Source organism: Echinicola sediminis, assembly GCF_054777495.1.
Genome location: NZ_BAAHAP010000016.1, coordinates 37,309 through 60,616 on the forward strand (window position 1 = coordinate 37,309; position 23,308 = coordinate 60,616).

Annotated in this window: 12 protein-coding genes; 11 read left to right on the forward strand and 1 reads right to left on the reverse strand. The window is 47.3% G+C overall.

Translation table 11 applies throughout. The annotated features are described in order from the left end of the window. The first annotated feature begins 10 nt into the window (after positions 1 to 10). The 11 genes from ACYVAA_RS06215 to ACYVAA_RS06265 all read left to right on the forward strand — a co-directional run bounded on the left by ACYVAA_RS06215 (position 11) and on the right by ACYVAA_RS06265 (position 22,595). A complete protein-coding gene (locus ACYVAA_RS06215; RefSeq protein WP_460539588.1) occupies positions 11 to 1,699 on the forward strand; it encodes a fasciclin domain-containing protein in 1,689 nt (562 codons plus the stop codon). Positions 1,700 to 1,746: 47 nt separating this feature from the next. Then, positions 1,747 to 3,108 (forward strand): fasciclin domain-containing protein, encoded by a 1,362-nt coding sequence (locus tag ACYVAA_RS06220; RefSeq protein WP_460539590.1) that lies wholly within the window; start codon positions 1,747 to 1,749, stop codon positions 3,106 to 3,108. Between the two features lie 18 nt (positions 3,109 to 3,126). Then, complete coding sequence (locus tag ACYVAA_RS06225) at positions 3,127 to 6,315, forward strand: SusC/RagA family TonB-linked outer membrane protein (protein WP_460539592.1); 3,189 nt, start codon at positions 3,127 to 3,129, stop codon at positions 6,313 to 6,315. 38 nt (positions 6,316 to 6,353) lie between these two features. Beyond that, positions 6,354 to 8,135 (forward strand): RagB/SusD family nutrient uptake outer membrane protein, encoded by a 1,782-nt coding sequence (locus ACYVAA_RS06230; RefSeq protein ID WP_460539594.1) that lies wholly within the window; start codon positions 6,354 to 6,356, stop codon positions 8,133 to 8,135. Between the two features lie 410 nt (positions 8,136 to 8,545). Then, positions 8,546 to 10,438, forward strand: coding sequence for a rhamnogalacturonan lyase (locus ACYVAA_RS06235; protein ID WP_460539596.1), 1,893 nt, complete (start codon positions 8,546 to 8,548; stop codon positions 10,436 to 10,438). Positions 10,439 to 10,626: 188 nt separating this feature from the next. Then, entirely contained in the window at positions 10,627 to 13,392 is a 2,766-nt protein-coding gene (locus ACYVAA_RS06240) for a polysaccharide lyase family protein (protein ID WP_460539598.1), read from the forward strand. 163 nt (positions 13,393 to 13,555) lie between these two features. Next, a complete protein-coding gene (locus ACYVAA_RS06245; RefSeq protein WP_460539600.1) occupies positions 13,556 to 14,845 on the forward strand; it encodes a DUF4861 domain-containing protein in 1,290 nt (429 codons plus the stop codon). Continuing rightward, the gene (locus ACYVAA_RS06250; RefSeq protein ID WP_460539602.1) at positions 14,842 to 15,591 is read left to right on the forward strand and encodes a DUF6250 domain-containing protein; all 750 of its coding nucleotides are present in this window, start codon (positions 14,842 to 14,844) and stop codon (positions 15,589 to 15,591) included. The genes ACYVAA_RS06245 and ACYVAA_RS06250 overlap by 4 nt, the downstream gene beginning before the upstream one ends. 190 nt (positions 15,592 to 15,781) lie before the next feature. Continuing rightward, complete coding sequence (locus ACYVAA_RS06255; RefSeq protein WP_460539603.1) at positions 15,782 to 18,508, forward strand: exo-rhamnogalacturonan lyase family protein; 2,727 nt, start codon at positions 15,782 to 15,784, stop codon at positions 18,506 to 18,508. A gap of 552 nt (positions 18,509 to 19,060) precedes the next feature. Then, positions 19,061 to 20,404: a rhamnogalacturonan acetylesterase gene (locus tag ACYVAA_RS06260; RefSeq protein WP_460539605.1), complete on the forward strand. Its 1,344-nt coding sequence runs from the start codon at positions 19,061 to 19,063 to the stop codon at positions 20,402 to 20,404. Positions 20,405 to 20,618: 214 nt separating this feature from the next. Further along, the gene (locus ACYVAA_RS06265) at positions 20,619 to 22,595 is read left to right on the forward strand and encodes an alpha-L-arabinofuranosidase C-terminal domain-containing protein (protein WP_460539607.1); all 1,977 of its coding nucleotides are present in this window, start codon (positions 20,619 to 20,621) and stop codon (positions 22,593 to 22,595) included. Positions 22,596 to 22,730: 135 nt separating this feature from the next. Here ACYVAA_RS06265 and ACYVAA_RS06270 read toward each other — a convergent pair whose 3' ends face one another. Continuing rightward, a complete protein-coding gene (locus tag ACYVAA_RS06270; RefSeq protein WP_460539609.1) occupies positions 22,731 to 23,102 on the reverse strand; it encodes a GxxExxY protein in 372 nt (123 codons plus the stop codon). Positions 23,103 to 23,308 lie beyond the last annotated feature (206 nt).

Sequence of the window (23,308 nt, forward strand, 5' to 3'; positions counted from 1 at the left end):
CTCAGAACAGATGAACGTTTTTAATATCACATCAAATTGGAGAAGGGGCATGGCATTGATGCTTGGCCTCCTGTTCCTGGGCCTGATCAGTTGTGACTTTGAGGAGCCTGGCAATATCAATATTACTGATGATGCCAATATAAGCGGTTACTTACGGCAAAACCCGGATCAGTTTTCCAGTCTTTCCAAGATTTTGGAAATCTCCGAGACAGAAGGCTATTTGGGGGCCTATGGTCTTTATACCTTCTTTGCGCCCAATAATGCGGCTGTTGATACTTACCTCAGTGAAAATGACCTGAGTTTGGAGGGATTGAGTGTGGATCAGGCGAAGGACATTGTCCGTTACCACCTGCTTAAGGATACCATTTCCACCTCCAGCTTTACCGATGGGAAACTGCCTATTCCTACAGAGTATGGAAAGTACTTGGTGACGGGTGCTGAATTTGTGGAGGGGCAGACCTCTATACGGGTAAACCGTCAGGCGAATGTCCTGCAAAGCAATATCAAACTGGGCAACGGTATCCTGCACTCCATTGACAATGTCCTGTCTCCGCCTACCAAAACTGCAGCCCAATGGCTGGAGGACAAGCAAGACTATTCCATTTTTGCCCAAGCGCTGAAGACTACAGGCTGGTATGAGGTGTTGAACCAAGAGCAGGAAGGGGTATGGTACACGGTATTGGCCCAATCGGATGCGACCTTTGCGGAAGCAGGTTTTGATACTTATCAGGCCTTGGAAGACCGGTATTCCCACTTGGGAGAGCCCACCAATCCAGCTGATAGCCTCCACCTTTTTATGGCCTATCATATCCTTCCGAACATCAAATACATTGCTGATTTGGTGACGGCCACAGCACACGAAACCAAAGCGCCACAAGAGGTGGTGACCATCAAACTGGATGGAGCAGATGTACTGGTCAATGACGATGTTTTCTTCGGCATACATGAGCCAGGTACACCTCTTATAAGAAGGGAAAGCGACAATTCCGTGACCAATGGGGTGGTTCATAGTGTAGACGACCATTTTGCCATTAAGCTGAGAGCCCCAACGGCTGTGTATTGGGACATAGCAGATCAACCTGAAATCCGCCAGTTGACCCAGTATTTCAGGGTGCCGGGGGCTTCAGAGTATACCTTCCAGCCGGGAGAGCTTTCAAAGATGGACTGGGGAGGAAGCTGGCTTCAGTACAATATCAACTACAGACCGCCGGGCCTGAACGAATTGTATTTCAACCACGGAGACTATATCCGAATCGGGGTGGCCACGAACAGATTGACCTGGACTGAGATCACCACGCCGGTATTGGTTAAAGGCCGCTATAAGATTTGGTTCTGTTATCGTGCCACCGACAACCGAGATGGTGTACAGCTTAAAGTGACCCTCAACGGGGAGTCCATCCCTGGAGCAAGAATTCTGAATACCAGAGAAAGGTACCCGACTACTTTGTCCGCTGCGGAGGCGGAGTCGAAGGGCTTCAAAGAGTATTTATCTGCAGGAAGTGATGGGGGGAACTTTACCGGTAGGCTTGTAGGGGTGCTGGATATTCCTACGACCGGTGAGCATGTGATAAGATTGGATTATCAGTCTGGAGGAAGAAACGGGATTTGGCTGGACATGATCCACTTCATTCCCGAAGAAGATGAGCAGATCTGGCCAAAATTTGCCAGAGACGGGTCATTGGTTTACCCGGAAGACTGATTTTCACAGGCAGAAAGTCTCAATCATAAAATTCAAAAAGCAATAAGATGATTAGAAAATATAAAAAATACCTGCTTTGTATGCTAGCCATTGGTCTGTTCTCCTGCTCAGACCAATGGGCAGAGCATAACAATGCCCCGCAGGACCTGAACAATAACCTGGTGCAGCTGATCCACACGGATGCAGAGCTGAGCACCTTCGCCGGATTGCTGGAAAAATCCGGGCTGGACAAACAACTGGCATCGGGCTCCTATACGGTTTGGGCCCCTACAAATACCGCTTTACAAAACCTTCCCGAAAGCATTTCCGGGGATGATGAGGCCCTGAAGCTTTTTGTCGGCAACCATATCGGTCACCAAGAGCGGCTTAGTTACCAAGCAGAGGAAGCACCTTTGAGGGTGAAGATGCTCAACGGTAAAATCAGTGTATTGACAGAAACCCGCATTAGCTCGGTGGACGAGTCAGCCGGTTTCGAATATGCTGACCGCTTGGCCAAAAACGGGGTGCTTTATAAGGTGGACAGCTATATGATGCCCAAAAAGAATGTTTGGGAAATCGTCCAGGAAGAAAGCAATAATCCCGTGAGTGACCTGATTTTGAGTATGGACGAGACAGATGCCGTTACAGGGATGACGAGCAATTATTTTCGGTACGATGTCGCAGACTTAAGCATTGAAGATTCCACTTATACCTTGATCATGCTGGATGACGCGGCATTTGAAAATTATAAGGCAGCAATGAAGCCTTACTATAGGGATACCATGCCGGAAGATTTTATGTCAAAGGCCTTCAAGCTTGGACTTGCCAAGGACCTGTTGGCCACATCGGCTTACTATGATAATGTACCGGATACCCTGCTTTCGGTGGACAGTGTAAAGGTGTCCTTTAAGGCGGAAAATGTCCTTAGAAAAATCAACGCCTCCAATGGAGTGGTCTATGTGATGGATGCCTTTGATTTCAAATGGACCGATAAAATCCCTGATATCAAAATAGAAGGAGAGTTCTATGATGCCATTTCGGGCAGCTCAGGGCCTGTCAATGTCCGCGCCAGGAGCTGGGCCTCCAATAAGAGGGACCTGCTGGTGATCAATCACAGTACCCCGTCTTACCACGTGACCTACAGGGTGCCACAAGCCCATTCCACCAAATACAAGATTTACTGGAGGGCCAATAACGATGATTATATTCCGAGAAATAACTGGCAGAGTATAGCGGTTGATTCGGTCAGCAACCTTCCCTATGGTAACAAGATGGTAGGGATCAATGACCTTTCGGAGGTATTTATTGGGGAGCATGAAGTAGAGAACTACGGACAGCTGAAACTAATTCTGAAAGCAGAATCCACTTCCAGCAATACCTGGAACTCTTTGGTGCTGGATTATCTACGATTAGTTCCGGTATTTGAGTAAACCCAAAATATGAAATCGATGAAGCGAATAACTATACAGAAATTTTGTACGGCTGCCCTGACACTGCAAATGGGGCTCGCAGGAGCATTGTTTGCACAGGAGGTGCAAGAAGTAAAAGTGCAGCCCAACCTTCAGGCCATGTACCTGGCGGAAAAAGTGACCGGCAAGATCATTTCCAAGCGTACCGGGGAACCTCTGGAAGGGATAGGCATCGCCTACAAGGAGCTGTCCGCCACATTTTCCAATTCCAACGGTGAGTTTGAACTGATGGTGCCGGCCTACACCACTACCATTCAGGTCAACTTTGGTGACCAATTGGTAAAAGAGGTGGCCCTTAAAGGACGAAGCAGTTTGGACATTGCCCTGAGCGATCTGGAACTGGCTAAGGCGGGAGCCAATTATGCCCAGTTGCCATACAAGAATAAGTTGGCCAGTCACCTTACTGGGGCCGTTTCCATGGTGGACCTGACGGATGCCTGGAAAGGAAAGGCCAACTCACCGGAAACCGCCATGCAGGGAGAGGCCGCTGGGGTCAATATGATCAGAAGATCAGGGGCCATTGGCGTAGGAGCCAATACCTTTATCAGGGGACTATCGTCCCTAAATGCAGAAACCCAGCCTCTGGTGGTGGTTGATGGCATGATCTACGATATGAACCAGTATGAAGGGTCTATTTTGAGCGGCTATACTTCAAATCCCCTTTCCTTTATTGACATCAAGGACATCGATAAGGTGACCTTTATTAAGGATGGAGGATCGATTTATGGCAGCAAAGGGGCAAATGGTGTCATCATGATCACTACGGCCAGGGCCAAGGACTTGACCACACGGATTGACTTCCATACTTATGGGGGGATGAACATCCGTCCGCAGAACCTTCCTGTAATGGAAGCTGACGAATACCGGCCTTATTTTGCCGAAATGCTGGCGAGCAGTGGGCTGACCACCAATGAAGTGCTAAACCATCGGTACATGAATAGCACTCCGGATACATTGGGGTATTATAATTATCACAACAACACCAACTGGCAAAACCAGGTGATGCGTACCAGTTATGACCAGAATTATTTTATCAAAGTATCTGGAGGGGACAATATCGCCAAATATTCCCTGTCCATGGGGCATTTGAAAAGCAGCAGTATTATGGAGGGCGAGGGGCTTTCCCGTTCCAGCGTACGTTTCAACGGTGATTTTCAGATTACCGAGAAGTTTACCGCCGGTACGAACATGGCCTTTTCCTATGCACTTAATGACATGTACCAATATGGTTACGGGGTAGAGGACATCAGCCCACTGAATTTGGGCCTGATCAAATCCCCTTTTCTGGCCCCCAATATCTATGATGAAGCCGGCGTTAGGTCTCCAAACCTGAGTGATTCGGATTCTTTGGGAACCAGTAACCCTCGCTCCATTATCGAAAACATGCAGGGTGAAAACCGAAGGTTCCGTTTCTTTGGCTCTTACAATGCAAAGTATGAGTTCAATGATAAATTCAGTTTGCAAAGCCTTTTTGGGCTGACCATTGACCAAAACAGAGAATCTTTCTTTGTGCCGGATTTGGGTGTAGAAGAGGAAAATGTTGGGAATGCCATTGTCAGAAACCGTATAGGAGGACAGATACAGCGGCTTTTCAGCTCCTACAGCGATACCCGTTTTGATTATACCAACACTTATGGATATGGCCATAACCTGAATGTGGGATTGGGTTTCCGCTACCATAAAAACAATTTGGAAGAGGACAAAGGTTTGGCCTTTAACTCCGGTACGGATGATTTTATTACCCTGGGATCAGGGGTGGTTGCTTTGAACCAGAATTATGGAACAGTGGGTGAGTGGATCTGGATGAGCTATTACCTGGATGCCGGCTACGATTACCTGAGCAAATATTTCTTGGACCTAAACCTTGCAGTGGACGGTTCTTCCAGGTTTGGAACAGAGGCACAGGAAGGAATCAGCCTTTTTGGACACAAGTTCGGGGTATTCCCTTCTATCAAAGGTGCCTGGTTGCTTTCCTCTGAGGATTTTATGGCCAATAGCAGCTTGGACCTGTTGAAACTGCGGCTGAGCTACAGCCAGACAGGAAATGATGGCATAGGAAATTACCATCAATATCAGCTGTACACAGGAGCGAATGTCATCGCCGTACAGGGCTTGGTAAGGGCCAATCTGGCCAACAAGGAAATCCAGTGGGAGACCAATAATAAAATCAATGCAGGTTTTGACCTGGCCATTGCCAATAAGGTATTTGGCTTAAGCCTGGATATTTATCAGAACACCATTTCCAATATGCTGACCTATCAGCCTTTGAGAACGGTGACCGGTTTGGACTATTACCTGGCCAATAGCGGGGAAATGGTCAACCGGGGCGTTGATCTCGGACTTAGTTCCAGGGTGTTGGACAGAGAGGTGAAATTGGAGCTTGGCCTCCAGATAGGGAAGTATGCCAATGAAATCAAATCCCTTCCCTATGACCAAAGGATCACTCCTGTAGCAGGAGGTGAAGTGATCACCAAAGAAGGTGAAGCCGCCAATGTGTTTTATGGCTATGAAACAGCAGGGGTGTACAGTACTTCCGAGCAAGCGGCTACCGCAGGTCTGAGCACCATCGGCGCAGACGGAAATCCGGTGGCCTTTCGGGCCGGTGATGTCAGGTTTGTGGACCAAAATGGGGACGGTATGATCGACCAAAAGGACAAGACCATCATCGGTAATCCCAATCCTGATTTCCATGGGGCCTTTACTGCGCATGCTACTTATAGGCGCTTTACGTTTGACGCGGCCTTTACCTTCTCCTATGGCAATGATATTTACAACTATCAAAGACAGCAACTGGAAAGTATGTCCGGTTACGATAATCAATTGCAGCTTGTGAGAAACCGTTGGAGGGCAGAAGGACAGGTGACTGATGTGCCGAGATTGGCTTATGGTGATCCGGCAGGAAACAGCCGTTTTTCAGACCGCTGGATAGAGGATGGTTCTTATCTACGATTGAAAACCATCAACATCAGCTATGATATTCCGGTGGATGGGACTATTGTTAAGAACATCAATGTGTATGCGGCGGGGCAAAACCTGTTCACCATGACCAACTACCTTGGTTATGATCCGGAATTCAGCTATACCAGAAGCATTTTCGGCCAGGGAGTGGATATGGGGTTGCTTCCACAGTTTAGCAGTGTACTCTTGGGACTTAAAATCGGATTGTAACCATGCAAAAGTTTAGGAAAATTATAAAAGCCCAAAATATGAAATCGATACGCCATTCAGTGAAAAAATATATGGCAGTGGCACTGCTCGGGGCAGGGATCAGTTCCTGCTCGGGCATGCTCGATGTGGAGCCCACTGCAGAGTTGGAGAAAGAACAATATTACCAAAATGCCCTGGATGCCGATGTGGCCGTGATGGGGGTTTATGGCCAGCTGATGGGATTGGCAGAACATTACGTGGTGCTCAATGAGGTTCGTGCCGACCTGATGGAGCCTACGATGATGGCGGACCCGGACTTGGTAGATTTAAGTAACCATAGTGTGGTGGCTTCTGACAATAATAAATATGCAGACCCTAAGCCTTTTTACAGGGTGATTTTGAACTGTAACGATGTTTTAGAAGGCCTGCAGAAGATGCGGGATGAAAACCGGATCACTGAGGAACAGTTTAGCCAGCGGTATTCGGATATCGGAGCCGTACGTTCTTGGGTGTATTTGCAGCTGGGGATCCACTTTGGAGAAGTGCCCTATGTGACCAAAAGCCTGGAAAGCATCGATGATGTCAACAATTCTGCATTGTTCCCCAAGCTGGCATTGCCCGAGTTGATCAATACCTTGGTGGAATTTGTGGAGGGCCTTCCCTATCTGGATGAGTACCCGTCCAATATCGGCCTTGTGGGAACATCCAATGGTTATGGCATAAACAAATATTTTGTACACAAGAAAAACCTGTTGGGTGATCTGTATTTATGGCAAGGAAGTTATACTCAAGCAGCGGAAATGTACAGGGATATTATGGAAACGGCTACTCGGAGTTTTTCCTCTGGCAGTGGAGAATTTTATGATAACCTTAGGATAGGATGGGGGAATGGGGGACTTTTTGGCGTAAAATACGGCAAAAGTAATGATATCAACTCCATTGTCGATAGTCCGAATGATGGATGGAAACATATTTTTGGTATCGGCTCCAATCAGCGTTATGAGAAGCAGGTATGGGTTTGGGTGATGCATTTTGACAGTGATTTTGCCCCAGAATATCCTTTTATCAGGCTTTTTACTAATTCAGGAGAAGGGGAATACCAGTTGAAGCCTTCCCAGCAGATTTTGGATATGTGGAAGAATGAAACCCAGTGGAACAATTTTGAGTTTGATGCCAGAGGTGTGCTATCAACAAAAAACTGGGAAAGCACCGAACCTGAAATCGATAAGTATGCAGTCAATTATGACCCTATGCTAAGGCCATTGCAGGAAGAAGGGAAGTGGTTACTGGAGCGTGCGGCATCGGTGCATTTGAAATTTGCTGAAGCGGCTAATCGGGATAATATGGACCAGACAAGTAAATTGGCCAGAGCCTTCATAAACAGTGGGATAAAAAGTGAATTTACCCCGGAAGGTTTTTCCGGAGATGACAGAACGGAAATCATGAATACCCTGTTCCTGCCCTATCCATATGATTTTGATGCGAGGGAGGGGGATTTTCCACGCTTCAGGGCTCCATGGTACCGTCATATTGGTATACGTGGAAGGGCCTATTTGCCTGCCAAGGAGCTTCCTGAGAACATCACTTCCGATCAGGAAGAGAAAGAGTGGACAGAAGACCTGATCATGGATGAGGTGGCCCAGGAATTGGCCTTTGAAGGGCACAGATGGCCTCAATTACTTCGGATAGCCATGAGAAGAAATCCATCTGTGTTGGCGGACAGGGTGTATGAAAAACTGTCCAAGTCCAATAACCCAGAGGCGGTATCCAGGGCTGCCGGGGTAAGGGCAAAGCTAAACAGTGGGGATTGGTTCCTTCCCTTCCATTGGGAGCAGAAATAATTCCAAATAGACTTGTGAGGTTTTAGACCTTCCAAGTTTTAGACCTGTCAGGTCTATCTAGAAATGAAATACGGTCCTGAATCATTCGATCAATGGTTTGGGTTAAAAGGTTGAATTTTCATGTGAAGTGCGAAAAAATGTATTTGATTGGATAAAAATAATTTCAGATAGGTTTTTGAATAATTGCAGAATAACTATATATTAAGCCAACGTTAACAATCACCCAATTGATGATGAAGTATTTGAGAATGAAAAGGAGGTCCGGCTTAAGCTGGAAGACAAAACTGTTGGTTTATTTGACTACTATTCTGCTGTGTATTTTGGCTGCAAATTTTCGTGCCGAAATACAGCACCTTACTGGAAATTCGCATAGCATAAATGCAGAATTTTCCATTATAGAAGAATAAAAAATGTTAACCAACATATGGAAAAACGGCAAGGCCTTAGGTCTTGCCGTTCTATTATCCTTTACTACCTTTCATTTTTTTGTTGAAGCACAGCAAGTCCGTCAGATGGAACATCTGGACAGAGGACTGGTGGCCCTTCCAGCCCAAGAGGGAAAAACCTTCGTCAGCTGGCGAATTTTGGGCACAGAACCAGAAGACATTGCTTTTAATCTCTACCGTGGCACGGCTGAAGGAAAAGCGGAAAAAATCAATTCCCATCCAATTGAAAAGGCCAGCAGTTATCTGGTGGACTCTCCTAATGGGGCAGAGGAAAGGTATGAGGTGAGGGCGCTGATCAATGGCGAAGAGCAGGCTTCCTCCCAAGCTTCCAGGCCTTGGGAAAACGCTTATTTATCCCTACCGCTAAAAACGCCGGAGGGCTACACTCCAAATGACGCTTCTGTCGGAGACCTTAACGGAGATGGACAATATGAAATTGTCCTGCACCAAACTGGCAAATCCCATGATAATTCCCATAGGGGACTCACCGACCCTCCCATTCTCCAAGCTTATACCTTGGCTGGGGAAATGCTCTGGGAAATCAATTTGGGCAAGAATATCCGCGAGGGGGCACATTATACCCAATTTATGGTTTATGACCTGGACGGAGACGGAAAGGCTGAAGTGGCCTGCAAAACCGCTGATGGGACAAAAGACGGATTGGGAAACCTGATCGGAGATCCCAATGCTGATTATAGAAATGATCAGGGCTATATCCTCGAAGGCCCTGAGTTTTTGACCATTTTCGATGGGGAATCCGGCAGGGAGTTGGCTACCGCAGCCTATGATCCGCCTCGCTATCCGGACAAGCTAGCCCCCAGTACTGCCGAACTCAAAGAACTTTGGGGGGACGGGTATGGCAACCGCATGGACAGGTTTCTGGCCGGTATTGCCTATTTGGATGGAGAGCGGCCCAGCCTCATCATGAGCCGGGGTTACTATACCCGGACGGTGATTGCCGCCTGGAACTGGAGGGATGGCAAACTTTCCAAAGCCTGGACCTTTGACAGCCATGATGGTGATCCGGCAAACCGGAAATTTGCCGGTCAGGGCTATCACAGCCTTCATGTAGCCGATGTGGATGAAGACGGGAAGGATGAAGTTGTCTTTGGCGCCATGGTAGTAGATAATGATGGAAAAGGACTTTATAGTACCGGTTTAGGGCATGGGGATGCTTTACATCTGTCCGATTTGGATCCGGAGAGGCCGGGAATGGAGATTTTTGGAATCCATGAACATGTACGTCATGAGCATGGAGCCAATTTGCGCGATGCCCAGACCGGTGAAATCATCTGGTCTTACCCTTCCCCTGATGTGGGCAGGGGCTTGGCCATTGACATCGATCCCAGACACCAAGGCCACGAATGCTGGGCATCCGGCGATGGGCTAAAAGGGCTTTGGAACATCAAAGGAGAAATGATCTCCACACAGAAACCCTCTTCCTGTAATATGGGCATCTGGTGGGACGGAGACCTGCTCAGGGAGATCCTAAACGGTGTGGATATCGATAAGTGGGATTACCTGAACAGTCAGTCTGACAGGATTTTTTCTGGAAGGAACCATCAACTGGCCAAGAACAATGGGACCAAGTCCAACCCCGCCCTGTGTGCGGATATTTTTGGTGATTGGCGCGAGGAACTCATTGCGCGGACGGAAGATGGACAGGAGTTAAGGATTTTTACCACTACCATTCCGACCGAACATAAATTTTATACCCTTATGCATGACCCGGTGTACAGGTTAAGTGTAGCCTGGCAAAACGTCGGCTATAACCAGCCCGCCCACACCGGTTTTTATCTGGGCGCGGGAATGGCCCAGCCAGCAAGGCCAGCGATCAGGGTGAAGAGTAAAGAATAAAGAGAAAAGAGAAAAGAACAAGGTGATTCATGCCATGACTCCAAGTCATGGCATGAATATCCAATATCCGTTGATTTTCTACTTGTACTGATTAAAATCCTGAATCTAATTTTCCAATCTTTCAAAGTGCCTCGGCGCACAAGATTTTGTAATCTTTTAATTTTTAACAACCAAAACCCTTATTAACCATGAAAACTTCTACGATTATCCTTCGGGATATTTGTTTGGGCATGCTATTGCTATGGCTGCCCGGTACCCTTGTTGCTCAAACCCTGCATTGGAAGGGTGAGGCGGATACCGACTTTTGGAATGCAGCAAATTACGCATCCGGAACGGCGCCCGGGGGCGGAGCGGAAGTCAATATAGGGCCGGGAAACCCCTACAATCCCATATTTACCGGAAATTCCAATCGAAACCGATTTAGTCGCATCAATACTTTAGAAGGTGGTGAACTGACGGTGGATGGTCTGTTGATGAGCTGGGGCAGTGATGTGCTGAACGGAACGGTCATCGTCAATGATGGGCGTGAACTCAATGTCCGTTCCCATGGCTATATAGGAAAAGAAGGCAATGGCCGTGTGGAGGTGCGTGGAGGTTCCTTTTACACCCGTCAAAACCTCTATCTTGGCTATGGTGCCGGGGGAAACGGCACTTTATATATAGAAGACGGCGTGGTCCAGCCCGGCGAGTATTTCTTTATCGGAGAAGGGGGCGCTCAGGGAAATGTGATCCTTAAGGGGGCTGCCCAACTCAAGCTCCGCGGCGATATGCAGGCACAGGTGGCTTCTTGGGTTGATCAAGGTACCATTGCCCCGGAGAGAAGCTTTGACCAATTGGTCTGGGAATATGATGCCGGAGCCAACCGGACCATTATTTCCATTTACCAGGATCCTAACAGTTTGCTGAAGGAATACCCGAATGAAATTGTCCTGGAAAACGATTATGTGCATGCGCGAATCATAAAAAGAAATGCCCATATAAGCTCGTATCAGCTGAAAGGCCGGGAAATGGCCGGGGATATTTACTTCAGTATGGACGGGGGCTCCAATTATACGCAACCCTCCAGCTGTGAGTACAGCATCAAAGAGTGGAACGAGGATTTTGTGGATATTTCCCTTAAAAGCAAATGGGAACCGGGCAGAAGATCCCAGGCAGTGGATATCGATATTCACTATGTATTGGAAAGAGATGGGCAGGGCGTATACACCTATGCGATCTTGAACCATCCCGAAGATTATCCGTCCACCGGTTTTAGCGAATGGAGAATGGTGTGGAAGCTGGATCAGGATCAGGTGGAATATATATGTGTGGATTCATTGCGGCATTGGGAAATGCCCAACTCTTTTGATTATGCGAATGCGACCCCTACTGGGATCCCGGAAATCACGAAGATCAATACGGGTGTCAGGGCAGGGAAATACGATTGCAAATACGATTTCAACGTGGAATATTGGAATATAGGGACCTATGGTCACGCCAGCAAGAAGAACGACATCGGTTCGTGGCTGGTTTTTGGAGGATACGATTATTTTAATGATGGACCTACCAAGCAGGACTTGAGTTCCGCCTCCGGCATTATACATGTGCATTTTGGGATGAACCATTACCATGGAAGTTCTACCAGCCTGGAATCCGGAGAAAAGTGGAGCAAAATTTATGGGCCCTATAAACTGTACCTTAACGATGGACAGGGCAGTGTGGAGTCCCTTTGGGAGGATGCCAAAGCCCAGGCGAAAGAGGAAGAAGCCAAATGGCCATATGCATGGTTGACCGATACACCGGAATATCCTTTGGCCGGTGGCCGGGGTACGGTAAGCGGAACGTTTAGCATAGAAGATCCTTTCCTGCCCGATGTGACAGGCGGAGGGGCCTTGGTAGGGTTGGCCCAACATGAACCGGAGGGAAACTGGCAGTTTGAATCCAAAAATTACCAGTATTGGGTAAAGGCAGATGCCACGGGCAACTTCGAAATCCCCCATGTACGGCCAGGAGTCTATACCCTTTATGCTTTTTCAGACGGTGCTGTTGGAGAATATAAATTGGGGAATGTTCGGGTTGAGGCAGGACAAAGTACCGATCTTGGCGGCCTTAAATGGGATATTCCGAGAGAGAAGGGAAGTTTGATCTGGGAGATCGGGGTTCCCGACCGGACAGCCAGGGAGTTTTTTCATGGTAATGACTATTTCCAAGGATATCTATGGACCACCTTTGCTGAGGATTTTTCCAATCCTTTGGAATATACCGTTGGGGAAAGTGACTGGAGCAGGGATTGGAACTATGCCCATAATGGCTACCTGAAAGACGATGAATGGCAGCGATGGAACTGGAATGTGAATTTTGACATCAAAGGGAAAATGGCCGAAGGGGAAGCTACTTTGACCATTGCCTTTGCCGGAGCCCATTATGCCCGTATGGAGGTATTTGTCAATGATGACGAGCTTTTGGAACGTTTTTACCCAAGCCATGCCCGGGGCAATGCCCTGCTTAGGGAAGGCATACATGGTAAATACGCTGTGTATGAAGTGAAGATTCCAGTGGAAAAACTGAAGAAAAAAGGGAATACGATTACAATTGCCCAAGGGAGGAGTGACGGAGGGGCTGATCATGCCATGTATGATTACCTGAGCCTTGAAGTACCCATGATTTCCAATAATTACGAAACCCCGATAGTTTTGGGCACCAATGGCAATGAAAAAGAGGATAATGCCTCCAGAATATATCCAAACCCTACTGCAGGACAGTTTACCCTTGATTTTGGCCAGGAAATAAAAGAAGATGCCCTGGTGGAAATTGCCGACCATCAATCCGGTCAGGTGCTGCTCAGGAAGGAAATAAAAGGTGAATGGTCCTCCCGGCAGCTGGAGCTGGATTGTTCAGGTTTTTCCAATGGTATTTATCTGGTTCGTTTAATAACCGCTGATAAGATCGAAGTGAATAAATTGATCGTCCATTAAAGCCCAAGCACTATTCATGCCATGACTCCAAGTCATGGCATGAATTTCTCAATAACCAATAACTAAATAACCCAGTAACTCACAACCCAACCATGACAGACCATAAGAGTTTAGCGGGAAATTCTTTATAACTTCTCTTTTGGTCAACAAAAATGGAGAAAATATGAAACAATCTTTTTGGTTACTTGGCGCTTGCCTTATAGTGGCAGCCTGCAGCCCATCGAAGGAGGAGCAAAAATCGCAGGGTTTTGAGGTGAAGAACACCGCTGCTATTGCCCTTTCGGACAAAGCGGTCAGCCTCGAAAGGTCTTCCATTCCCCATTGGGAAGAAGGGGCGGGACAATTCCCCTTGCTTACCACCATGGAGGGAGATACCCTTCCTGCCCAACTGGATGATCTGGATGGGGACGGGCAATGGGACGAGCTGTTTTTTGTTTCAGACTTTAGTCCAAACGGTTCCAAGACGTTTTATCTGGATTGGATTGATCAAGAGATTGATTTTCCGGCGCGCACCAGTGTGCGCTTTGGGAAGCGGGAAGGAGCTGATATTGCCGTTCAACCTGCTTTGGGAGATACGCTGCCCGCTGATGGTCTTCCCAAAAGTGTAGGCTATCAGCCCTATCAGACGGATGGGCCTACTTGGGAAAATGATAAAGTTGGCTTCCGTCATTATTTTGACGGGCGTAATGCCAAGGATCTGTTTGGCAAGAAAACTTCAGCAATGAGTCCCGAGAACGTAGGAATTGATGCTGCAGGGGCGGTTGAAGATAATTACCATGCGATGCATGACTGGGGACGGGATATTTTGGCTGTAGGCAACTCAGTGGGGCTGGGCGGCATGGCCCTGATGATCGAAGGGAAGCCTGCCCGCCTGGGGGTGACGGTAAATGATTCCATTAATAATGTGGAGGAAAGTATTTTCCAGGTTGTGGAAGAAGGTCCCGCAAGGTCGGTCATTCAATACGATTACCGTAATTGGCAGACCCATGACCGGAGCTACGATGTAAAGGAGGTCAGCAGCATATGGCCAGGGATGTATGCCTATAAGAATGCGGTTTCTGTCAAAGGACTGAAAGGAGATGAAACGCTATTGGTAGGTCTGGTCAATATCCATAATGACCGTGAACTGAGTGAAATTGAGGTGAATGAAGATTGGCTGGTGCTCCTGACCCATGATCAGCAAAGCTATGAAAAGGAATGGTGGTTGGGCATGGCCCTGATTTTGCCCAAAGCCCTTTACCAAGGCTACACGGAGGCTCCCGAAGAAGGTCCGCTGTCAAACAGCTACCTGGCTAAGCTTTCGATAGAAGAAAACCAACCTGTGGAATACTTTGCGGTAGCGGGATGGGAGCTTTCCGATGAGCAGTTTACCGACAGGCAATACTTTACCAATTATGTGACCGGTTTGGTAAAACAATTGAGTGCTGAAGTAACGGTTACCTGGGAAGAATGATGTCATTTAACTACCTCTCTTTACTGATATGTATGACAGGAAGTCTTCTGGTTTCCTGTACTTGTTCTGTCAGCAGCGAGCGATCAAAACAAACGGTGATTGCTGATCAGAAGGCGGTTTTTGAGGCGGATTTTTCTACCGACCTGGATCCGGAAATTTGGGAGGTGGAAATGGATGATCTCCCGCATTCTTCCGTCTCGGTCAAAGAGGGAAAGCTGGTGTTGGACACCAAAGGAGGTGTGACTGTATGGCTCAAAAAGAAGCTGGAAGGAAACCTTGAAATCACGTATAAGCGCCAGGTGGTGCTTGGGGATGGGGTGAACGACCGGCTATCAGACCTCAACCAGTTTTGGATGGCCACTGATCCGCGCAATACACAGCTGTTTACTCGAAACGGGAGGTTTGAGGAATACGATTCGCTGAGCATGTATTATGTGGGCTTCGGTGGCAATTATAATTCCACTACCCGTTTCCGGAAATATCAGGGAAACGGAGAAAAGACCCTGTTGTCTGACCTGAAGGATAAGGCCCATCTGTTAAAACCCAATCACTGGTATTCCATCAGGATCAGGGTAGAAAACGGCCTTATCAGTTATTGGGTGGACGGTGAAAAGTTCTTTGAATACAAGGACGAAGCCCCGTTGACTTCCGGATATTTCGGCTTTCGAAGTACCTGGTCCAGACATGAAATTGATGAATTAAAGATTAAGCAATTGGAAGAGAACATTCCAAGGAAAATAAAATGATCCAATTTTATGCTGGAACTATAAATAGTATTTTCCACAGATAAATAGGATAAACACAGATGGATTAAAGGTAAGTAAAGGATCAATTATGAATCTCTACAAAATTATCTGTGTTTATCAGCGTCTATCTGTGGTTTAGAAATGTAGCATTGATTGGGGATCAACTTTAATCTGATAAACCTAAAAGACCATGAAAGACCATTTTCCCTCAAGGAGAAAATTTGTAAAACAATCTGCACTGTTATCCTCTTCGCTTTATCTGGCACCTGGCCTGGCAGAAGCAGTTGGAAGTAGAAGTGAAGAAGCCGTTCAGCCCGATCCGATTGCCCTAAGGTGGTTGGAAAATAAAGAGCGGGTATTTTCAGGAGGTACTACCCTGGGAGTGCCCTGGCCAAAAGGGCAGGTGAAAAAGGAAGATTTTTTTCTCCTTGATGCATCCGGAAAACAACAGCCGATACAGTCCTGGCCCTTGGCGTATTGGCCGGATGGTTCTTTGAAGTGGACCGGACATGCGGTGGCGGATCCGGAAAAATTGGGCAGAGGTTTACAATTGATTCCCGGAAAAGGAGTGCAGCCAGAAAAGGCCATTGAAGTTACAGAAAATGAGGAGGCTATATTGGTGGATACAGGGGAGGTCAGTTGTCGGATAAATAAGGAGGGACAAAGTATCATCAGATCGGTCAGCCGGAATGGAAGAGAAAGCCTGAAAAATGGCCGTTTGGTACTGATGAAGCAAGATGGCGTGGTAGGAGAAAAAGATACCATCAGTACCGGGAATTTTCAGGGAAGGATAGAAAAAGTGTCCATAGAGCAAAGCGGACCGGTGAGGGCCGTCATAAAGATTGAAGGCAAGCATGCCGATGAGGGGAAAAGGGGCTGGTTGCCTTTTGTACTCCGCTTTTACTTTTATGCCGGTTCGGAGGCCATAAAGACGATGCACACCATCATTTTTGACGGGGAGGAGGAAAAAGATTTTATCAAGGGGCTTGGATTACGTTTTGACGTTCCTATGGAAGATGCCTTACATGACAGGCATGTCCGATTTGCGGGAAAGGATCAGGGTGTCTTTGCAGAAGCCGTCAGGGGATTGACCGGCTTGAGAAGGGATGCCGGTAGAAAAGTACGTGAAGCACAGGTAAAGGGGGAGAAAACACCGCCTGTCTCAGCGTTTCCTGAGAATGTTGCCTCCAGGTTACACTATGTCCCGGCCTTTGGGGACTACACCTTGTCGCAGACCAGTCCAGATGCATTTGCTATCCGAAAGCGTACAGCAGCAGGACATTCCTGGCTGAAGTCCGGTTTCGGTGACCGTTCCAGGGGGCTGGGCTATATAGGAGGGCCTTCCGGTGGGGTAGCCTTTGGTATCCGGAATTTCTGGCAAAGCTATCCTGCTCAGTTGGATATCCGAAAGGCGGATACTGAGCAGGCTGAGGTGACCCTTTGGTTATGGGCACCGGATGCCCCGGCCATGGACCTGCGCTTTTATCACGATGGCATGGGACAGGATACCTATGAAAAGCAATTGGATGCGCTCAATATCACTTATGAAGATTACGAGCCCGGTTTTGGTACGGCCAAAGGGGTGGCCAGAACCAGTGAAATGAACATTTATATCCTGGGAGAGACTCCCAACAATACCTTCTTTAATGAACTGGCCAATGGGAACGCCACACCTGCCCGACTTACTGTCAGCCCCGAACAGCTTCATGCTGCCGGGGTTTTGGGGAAGATATGGGGACTACCGGATACGAGTACACCCAACAAAGCGAAAATAGAAGAATACCTGAGCGATTACTTTGAGTTTTACAAAGGGCAGGTAGATGACCGCCGGTGGTATGGGTTCTGGGATTTTGGGGATGTGATGCACAGCTATGATTTTGACCGACATAGCTGGCGTTATGATGTGGGAGGCTTTGCCTGGGACAATTCCGAGCTTTCTACCGACCTATGGCTGTGGTATTATTTTCTTCGCACCGGGCGGGCCGATGTTTTCCGAATGGCAGAGGCGATGACCCGGCATACCGGGGAAGTTGATGTGCACCATCTGGGAAAGTTTGCCCCGTTGGGAAGCCGGCATAATGTCCAGCACTGGGGCTGTAGTGCCAAGCAGCTACGGATTTCTACCGCTGCCAACCGCCGCTTTTACTACTACCTGACCGCTGATGAGCGGGTCGGAGACCTGATGCGCGAACAGCTCAATGCTGTGGCTACTTTAAAGGAAATTCCACCGACGCGCAAAGTAAGTGACCGATCGGTATGGGAAACAGAAGATGATCCCCATAAGGTGTATGTGAGTTTTGGGACAGATTATGGGGCGGTTTCGGCGGCTTGGTTTACCGAGTGGGAGCGGACAGGAGACCGGCAAATCAAGGAAAAGTTGGTGAACAGCATGCGGACCATTGCTGCACAGCCCAAAGGTTTTTTTACAGGTGGAAGCCGCATGGATTTGCGTACGGGAGCTTTTGAAATCCAAGATAACCAGCGGATTTCCGTTTCACATCTGAGTGCTGTTTTTGGCCTGATGGAAATCTGTGCTGAGCTGGTCCAGAATATAGACATGCCGGAATTTAAAAAGGCCTGGATACAGTATTGTCAGTTATACAATGCTTCCGATAGGGAACAGCGTGAAGTCTTGGGACAGGCATTTGGGCGTAAAAACCTTGGCCAGGGGCATAGCAGGTTAACTGCCTATGCGGCCATGGAAAAGCAAGATGCCCAACTGGCCAGAAGGGCTTGGGATGAGTTTTTCGGCGGGGATGCAGGTTACCGTTTCGAAAAGCCGGAGATGTATACCGTGGAAGGAAGCGAGGTATTGCAGCCTGTAGAGGAAGGCAGAGTGTCTACCAATGCCACCGCTCAATGGGGATTGGCCGCGATACAGTGTATGGGACAAGTAGGGGAGTACCTGGAGGAATAGGGAGGAAGAATGTGTAAAGGGGTTGATATTGATTAGGTGTGTTTAATTATCTCTCGCTAAGCCGCTATGGCCACTAAATTTTAAAGGATTATTCTCGGTTGTGCCGATCTGTCGCGGCGGATTGGCACAACCGAGAGAGAACGTCACTGCGAGAGGTCAACATTTTTTCAAATATTAAGGGACAGATATCAGTCCGCCCTCTTTACCCCCTAGCTCCCTTATGCTTCGACCCTTCGACTGAGCTCAGGGACCGAAGCTCAGCAACCAAAGGGAACTCCTCCGCACGTATCCTGTCAAAGGTAGGAGGAACAACGTGGCAGTGACATTTATTTATGATGAGATCTCCTGTCCTCCGGTAGGAGGGCTTCACTCCGTTGCTCTTTTTTCGCGACGGATAAACTATGAACTATTTTGATGCTTAATCCCCTTAGGTTTACCCTTACAAGCCCGTACAGTTTTTAGGGGGATGTATGATAACTTGCTTTAAGGTGCTTTTATGGGAAATAAACCAAATCATAAATGGCCCTGATTTATTAAAGTGATACAGTTATTATGCATATTCTACAAAAGTTTTTCGTAATGGGCCTATTGACGGCTGGCAGTGTAAGTTGCAAGGTGTTGTCAAAGGAGGAAGCCCCCGGGTACAGGTTTGATTTTGGAAATGGTGAAGTGGCAGAAGGGTACCAACAGGTATTGCCGGATATGGGGTATGATATTTCCAGAGGATATGGTTTTTTGGAGGGAAAGCCGGTGAAAGCCATAAACCGGGATAATGACGGACTGAAAGGTGATTTTAGCACCAGTGATGCGCCGTTTTTCTTTACGGTGGATGTGCCTGAGGGAAATTATGACGTCAAAGTGCTTTTGGGGGATAGCGAAGGAACTTCATCCACTACCATTCGGGCGGAAAACAGGAGGCTGATGTTGGGTAAGACCGATACCAAGAAAGGAGAATTAGTAGAAAAAGTATTTTCTGTCAATGTGCGTTATCCTGAAATCACGGGAACGGAGGAAAAAGTAAAATTGAAATCGCGGGAACACGACTATTTGCATTGGGACCATCAGTTGACCTTGGAGATCAATGGGAAGGAACCTAAGGTGGCAGCCATTGAAATCAGCCCTAACTATTCTGCCCCGACTGTCTTCCTTGCCGGGAACAGTACCGTGGTGGACCAGGCCAATGAGCCTTGGGCAGCATGGGGACAGATGTTTCCTTCATTTTTCCAAGCGGAAAAAGTAGTCATTGCCAACCATGCAGAATCGGGACTCACCCTGAAAGGTTTCCAGGGTTCTGGAAGGCTGAAAAAAGTGCTGAGCCTCATGAAGCCCGGCGATTATTTGTTTATTGAGTTTGCGCATAATGACCAGAAACCAGGAGGTTCCCATGTAGAGCCCTTCACAAGCTATCAGGAGGTGATCAGGGAGTACATTGCAGCAGTAAAGGAAAAAGGGGGGATACCGGTTTTGGTGACTTCCATGCACAGGAGAAGATTTGACGAAAACGGGAAGATTGTCAATACCCTTTCCGACTATCCCGAAGCAGTAAGGCAACTGGCCAAGGAAGATGGTGTGGCCATGATCGACCTCAATGCCATGAGCAAGACCCTTTATGAAGCCTGGGGAGTAGAGGCTTCCAAAAAGGCTTTTGTGCATTTTCCTGCGGGAACATTCGAAGGACAGACGGAGGACTTTGCGGACAATACCCATTTCAGTACCTATGGTGCCTATCAACTGGCGCGCTGTATTGTCGAGGGATTGAAACAAACCGATCTTGAGCTGGTGCAATGGCTTAAAAAAGATATTCCTGCCTTTGATCCGGCAAATCCACCTGCTTTTGAGGATTTTTACTGGCCACTGAGTACCAGAACGTCCATTATCAAGCCAGATGGAAATTGAGTATTGAGTAGCCAGTCGAGAGTATTGAGTCTTGAGTGAGGCTTAAGAAGCTAAACATTAGATTTAGCGTGAAAATGTCTAGTATCTAGCGTCTAATGTCTGGTGTCTTTTATTAAGTGTTATAAAAACATTTAATTATTTTTTATTATATTGGGGCCTGTTTCATCCAAAAGGGATGGAGTTGATTTATCAAATCTAATTATAACCTAAACCCATGAACAAGTTTAAACCCCTAATGCTTGGAGTGATGGCGCTTTTGCTGCCTTTATTCGCGCAAGCCCAAAATGAACCGACGATTTTGAATGTTGATCTGAATGAAAAGGTCAGTGATGTCTCTCCCCATATGTGGGGATTGTTTTTTGAGGACATCAACTTTGCTGCAGATGGAGGCTTGTACGCCGAAATGATCAAAAACTACTCTTTTGAATTTGAAAATCCCATGATGGGCTGGAGGAGAGTGGAAGACAGCGGTGCCCGCGGCTATGTTTTTAACCGCAACCACCCTTCTGGAATCAACCAAAAATACCTTCGCATACAGCGTCTCAACGAGCAGGGCAATTTTGGTCTGCACAATGAAGGCTTCCGCGGCATGGCGGTCAAGGAAGGCTTGACCTACACGGTGACTTTTATCGCCAAAGTGGCCAAAGGGGAAAATCTGCAGGTGACCACAAAAATGTGGGACGGCAAGACACTCATCGGAGAAGGAAGTGTAAGCGGATTTACGGACGACTGGAAGGAGTATGAAATCGTGATGACAGCCAGCAAGACACTGGATGGTGTCAACTTCCAGTTTTTGTTGGAAGGAGAGGGAGAGCTGGATGTGGACATGATCTCCATGTTTCCCGAGGATACCTGGAAAGGCCGTAAAAGAGGTCTGAGGAAGGATTTGGTACAGCTGCTGGCAGATATGGATCCGGGCTTTCTGAGGTTTCCAGGTGGATGTATTGTAGAGGGCTTTGATCTGGAGAACCGCTACGAGTGGAAGAAAACCATCGGTGATATGGAAGACAGGGAGGTGATGAAAAACCGCTGGAACATTGAATTTGCCCATCGCACTACTCCTGATTATTACCAGTCTTTCGGTATTGGATTCTTTGAATACTTTCAGCTCTCAGAGGATATAGGAGCAGAGCCTTTGCCCATTTTGAGCTGTGGCCTGGCCTGCCAGTTCAACACCGGTGAGCAGGTTCCCGTCGGAGCCTTGGATGAATATGTCAATGATGCCTTGGACCTGATCGAGTTTGCCAATGGTGCTGTGGACAGCAAATGGGGAGCAAAGCGGGCAGAAATGGGACATCCTGAACCTTTTAACCTGAAGTATATTGGTGTGGGCAACGAAAACTGGGGGCCACAATATATCGAAAGGGCCAAAATATTTGAAAAGGCGATCAAAGCGGCCTATCCGGAAATCACCATTGTTTCCACTTCTGGACCTTTTCCTGATGGGCACGAATTCGAATACCTTTGGGGAGAGCTGAAAGAGATGGATGCGGAATTGGTGGATGAGCACTATTACAGACCGCCGTCCTGGTTCCGTGAAAATGCCAGAAGATACGATGAGTATGACAGGAATGGTCCCAAGGTTTTTGCCGGAGAATATGCCGCTCACAGCACGACTGTAAAGGATGCGCTAAAGCGTAATAACTGGGAGGCGGCATTGTCGGAAGCGGCTTTTATGACGGGATTGGAAAGAAATGCGGAAGTGGTCAGACTGGCTTCTTATGCCCCGCTTTTTGCCCATGTAAACGGCTGGCAGTGGAACCCGGACATGATCTGGTTTGACAACATGAAGGCATATGGTACCCCGAATTACTATGTGCAGAAATTGTTTTCCACCAATAGAGGGACCCATGTCTTGCCGATTACAGCAGATGGGGAAAGCCTGGCCGGAGAAGACAGCCTATATGCCTCGGCGACCATAGATGAAAACACCCAAGAGCTGATCTTCAAAGTGGTGAACATTTCCCCTGAACCAAAGAAAATCAGCATCAAACTGGATGGCCGCTACAAGGGAAATGGTAGTGGCAGCTTGTTGGAAATGGCCAATGGTGACTTGGAAGCCCATAACTCCCTCGAAAACCCAGAGTCGGTCAGCCCCTCCGAAAAAACATTTGAAGTGAGCAAAAAGTCGATCGAACTGGAACTGAAAGGCCAGTCGGTCAATGTAGGAAGGCTGAAATTGTCAAAGTAAGCACATTTTTGTTTTAGATTGAAAGAAAGAGCCGACCTGAGAGGGTTGGCTTTTTTTGTCCACTAAATTGTCCACGGATGTCACGGATAGACAGTCCACGAATTGCACTAATTCTCACTAATTATTTTTTGAGAATCATATAACCATTCGCTTATAGGTTAGGGAATTTTCTCCAAAATTAAGGAGTATTCCAAGTCTATATCCTGTCGCTTTTAGGTAGTTTAATAATTGGGCCTCGTGCTCTGGTGCTAAATTTGACAACGCCTTTAATTCAAGAATTACTTTATTGTAGCAAACCAAATCCGCTATGTACATTTTCGAAAGAGAAACACCTTTATACTTGATGGTTAACCTCTGATAGGAACAGAAAGGAATTTCACGGCGAGCCAATTCTATTTCCAAGGCTTCCTGATAAACCGCCTCTAAAAAACCTGCCCCCAAATGCCTATGAACATCCATTGCGGCACCTACTATTTCAAATGCTTCTCGCTTATAAATCAATTCCATGTCAAAAAGCTGTTAAATAATCTCATCCTAACTAAAAATAACAAATTCGTGCAAATTCGTGAAATTGGTGGACTTTAAATCCGAGCTCGTGGACTATTCCCGACGGGATAGTACAGGATAGCCCCAGCCCCCATTCTTTCTAACTTGTTTCTTAAACTGGGGAGTTCCCAGTGGTGTTTTGATTGTCAACTAACCCGAAATAAATT

Bases quoted from the DNA above. Each gene is read 5' to 3' on its own strand.
- ACYVAA_RS06245 (WP_460539600.1), top strand. From the start codon at position 13,556: ATGAAACAATCTTTTTGGTTACTTGGCGCTTGCCTTATAGTGGCAGCC.
- ACYVAA_RS06230 (WP_460539594.1), top strand. From the start codon at position 6,354: ATGAAATCGATACGCCATTCAGTGAAAAAATATATGGCAGTGGCACTG.
- ACYVAA_RS06215 (WP_460539588.1), top strand. From the start codon at position 11: ATGAACGTTTTTAATATCACATCAAATTGGAGAAGGGGCATGGCATTG.
- ACYVAA_RS06260 (WP_460539605.1), top strand. From the start codon at position 19,061: ATGCATATTCTACAAAAGTTTTTCGTAATGGGCCTATTGACGGCTGGC.
- ACYVAA_RS06270 (WP_460539609.1), bottom strand. From the start codon at position 23,102: ATGGAATTGATTTATAAGCGAGAAGCATTTGAAATAGTAGGTGCCGCA.
- ACYVAA_RS06250 (WP_460539602.1), top strand. From the start codon at position 14,842: ATGATGTCATTTAACTACCTCTCTTTACTGATATGTATGACAGGAAGT.
- ACYVAA_RS06265 (WP_460539607.1), top strand. From the start codon at position 20,619: ATGAACAAGTTTAAACCCCTAATGCTTGGAGTGATGGCGCTTTTGCTG.
- ACYVAA_RS06240 (WP_460539598.1), top strand. From the start codon at position 10,627: ATGAAAACTTCTACGATTATCCTTCGGGATATTTGTTTGGGCATGCTA.
- ACYVAA_RS06235 (WP_460539596.1), top strand. From the start codon at position 8,546: ATGTTAACCAACATATGGAAAAACGGCAAGGCCTTAGGTCTTGCCGTT.
- ACYVAA_RS06220 (WP_460539590.1), top strand. From the start codon at position 1,747: ATGATTAGAAAATATAAAAAATACCTGCTTTGTATGCTAGCCATTGGT.
- ACYVAA_RS06225 (WP_460539592.1), top strand. From the start codon at position 3,127: ATGAAGCGAATAACTATACAGAAATTTTGTACGGCTGCCCTGACACTG.
- ACYVAA_RS06255 (WP_460539603.1), top strand. From the start codon at position 15,782: ATGAAAGACCATTTTCCCTCAAGGAGAAAATTTGTAAAACAATCTGCA.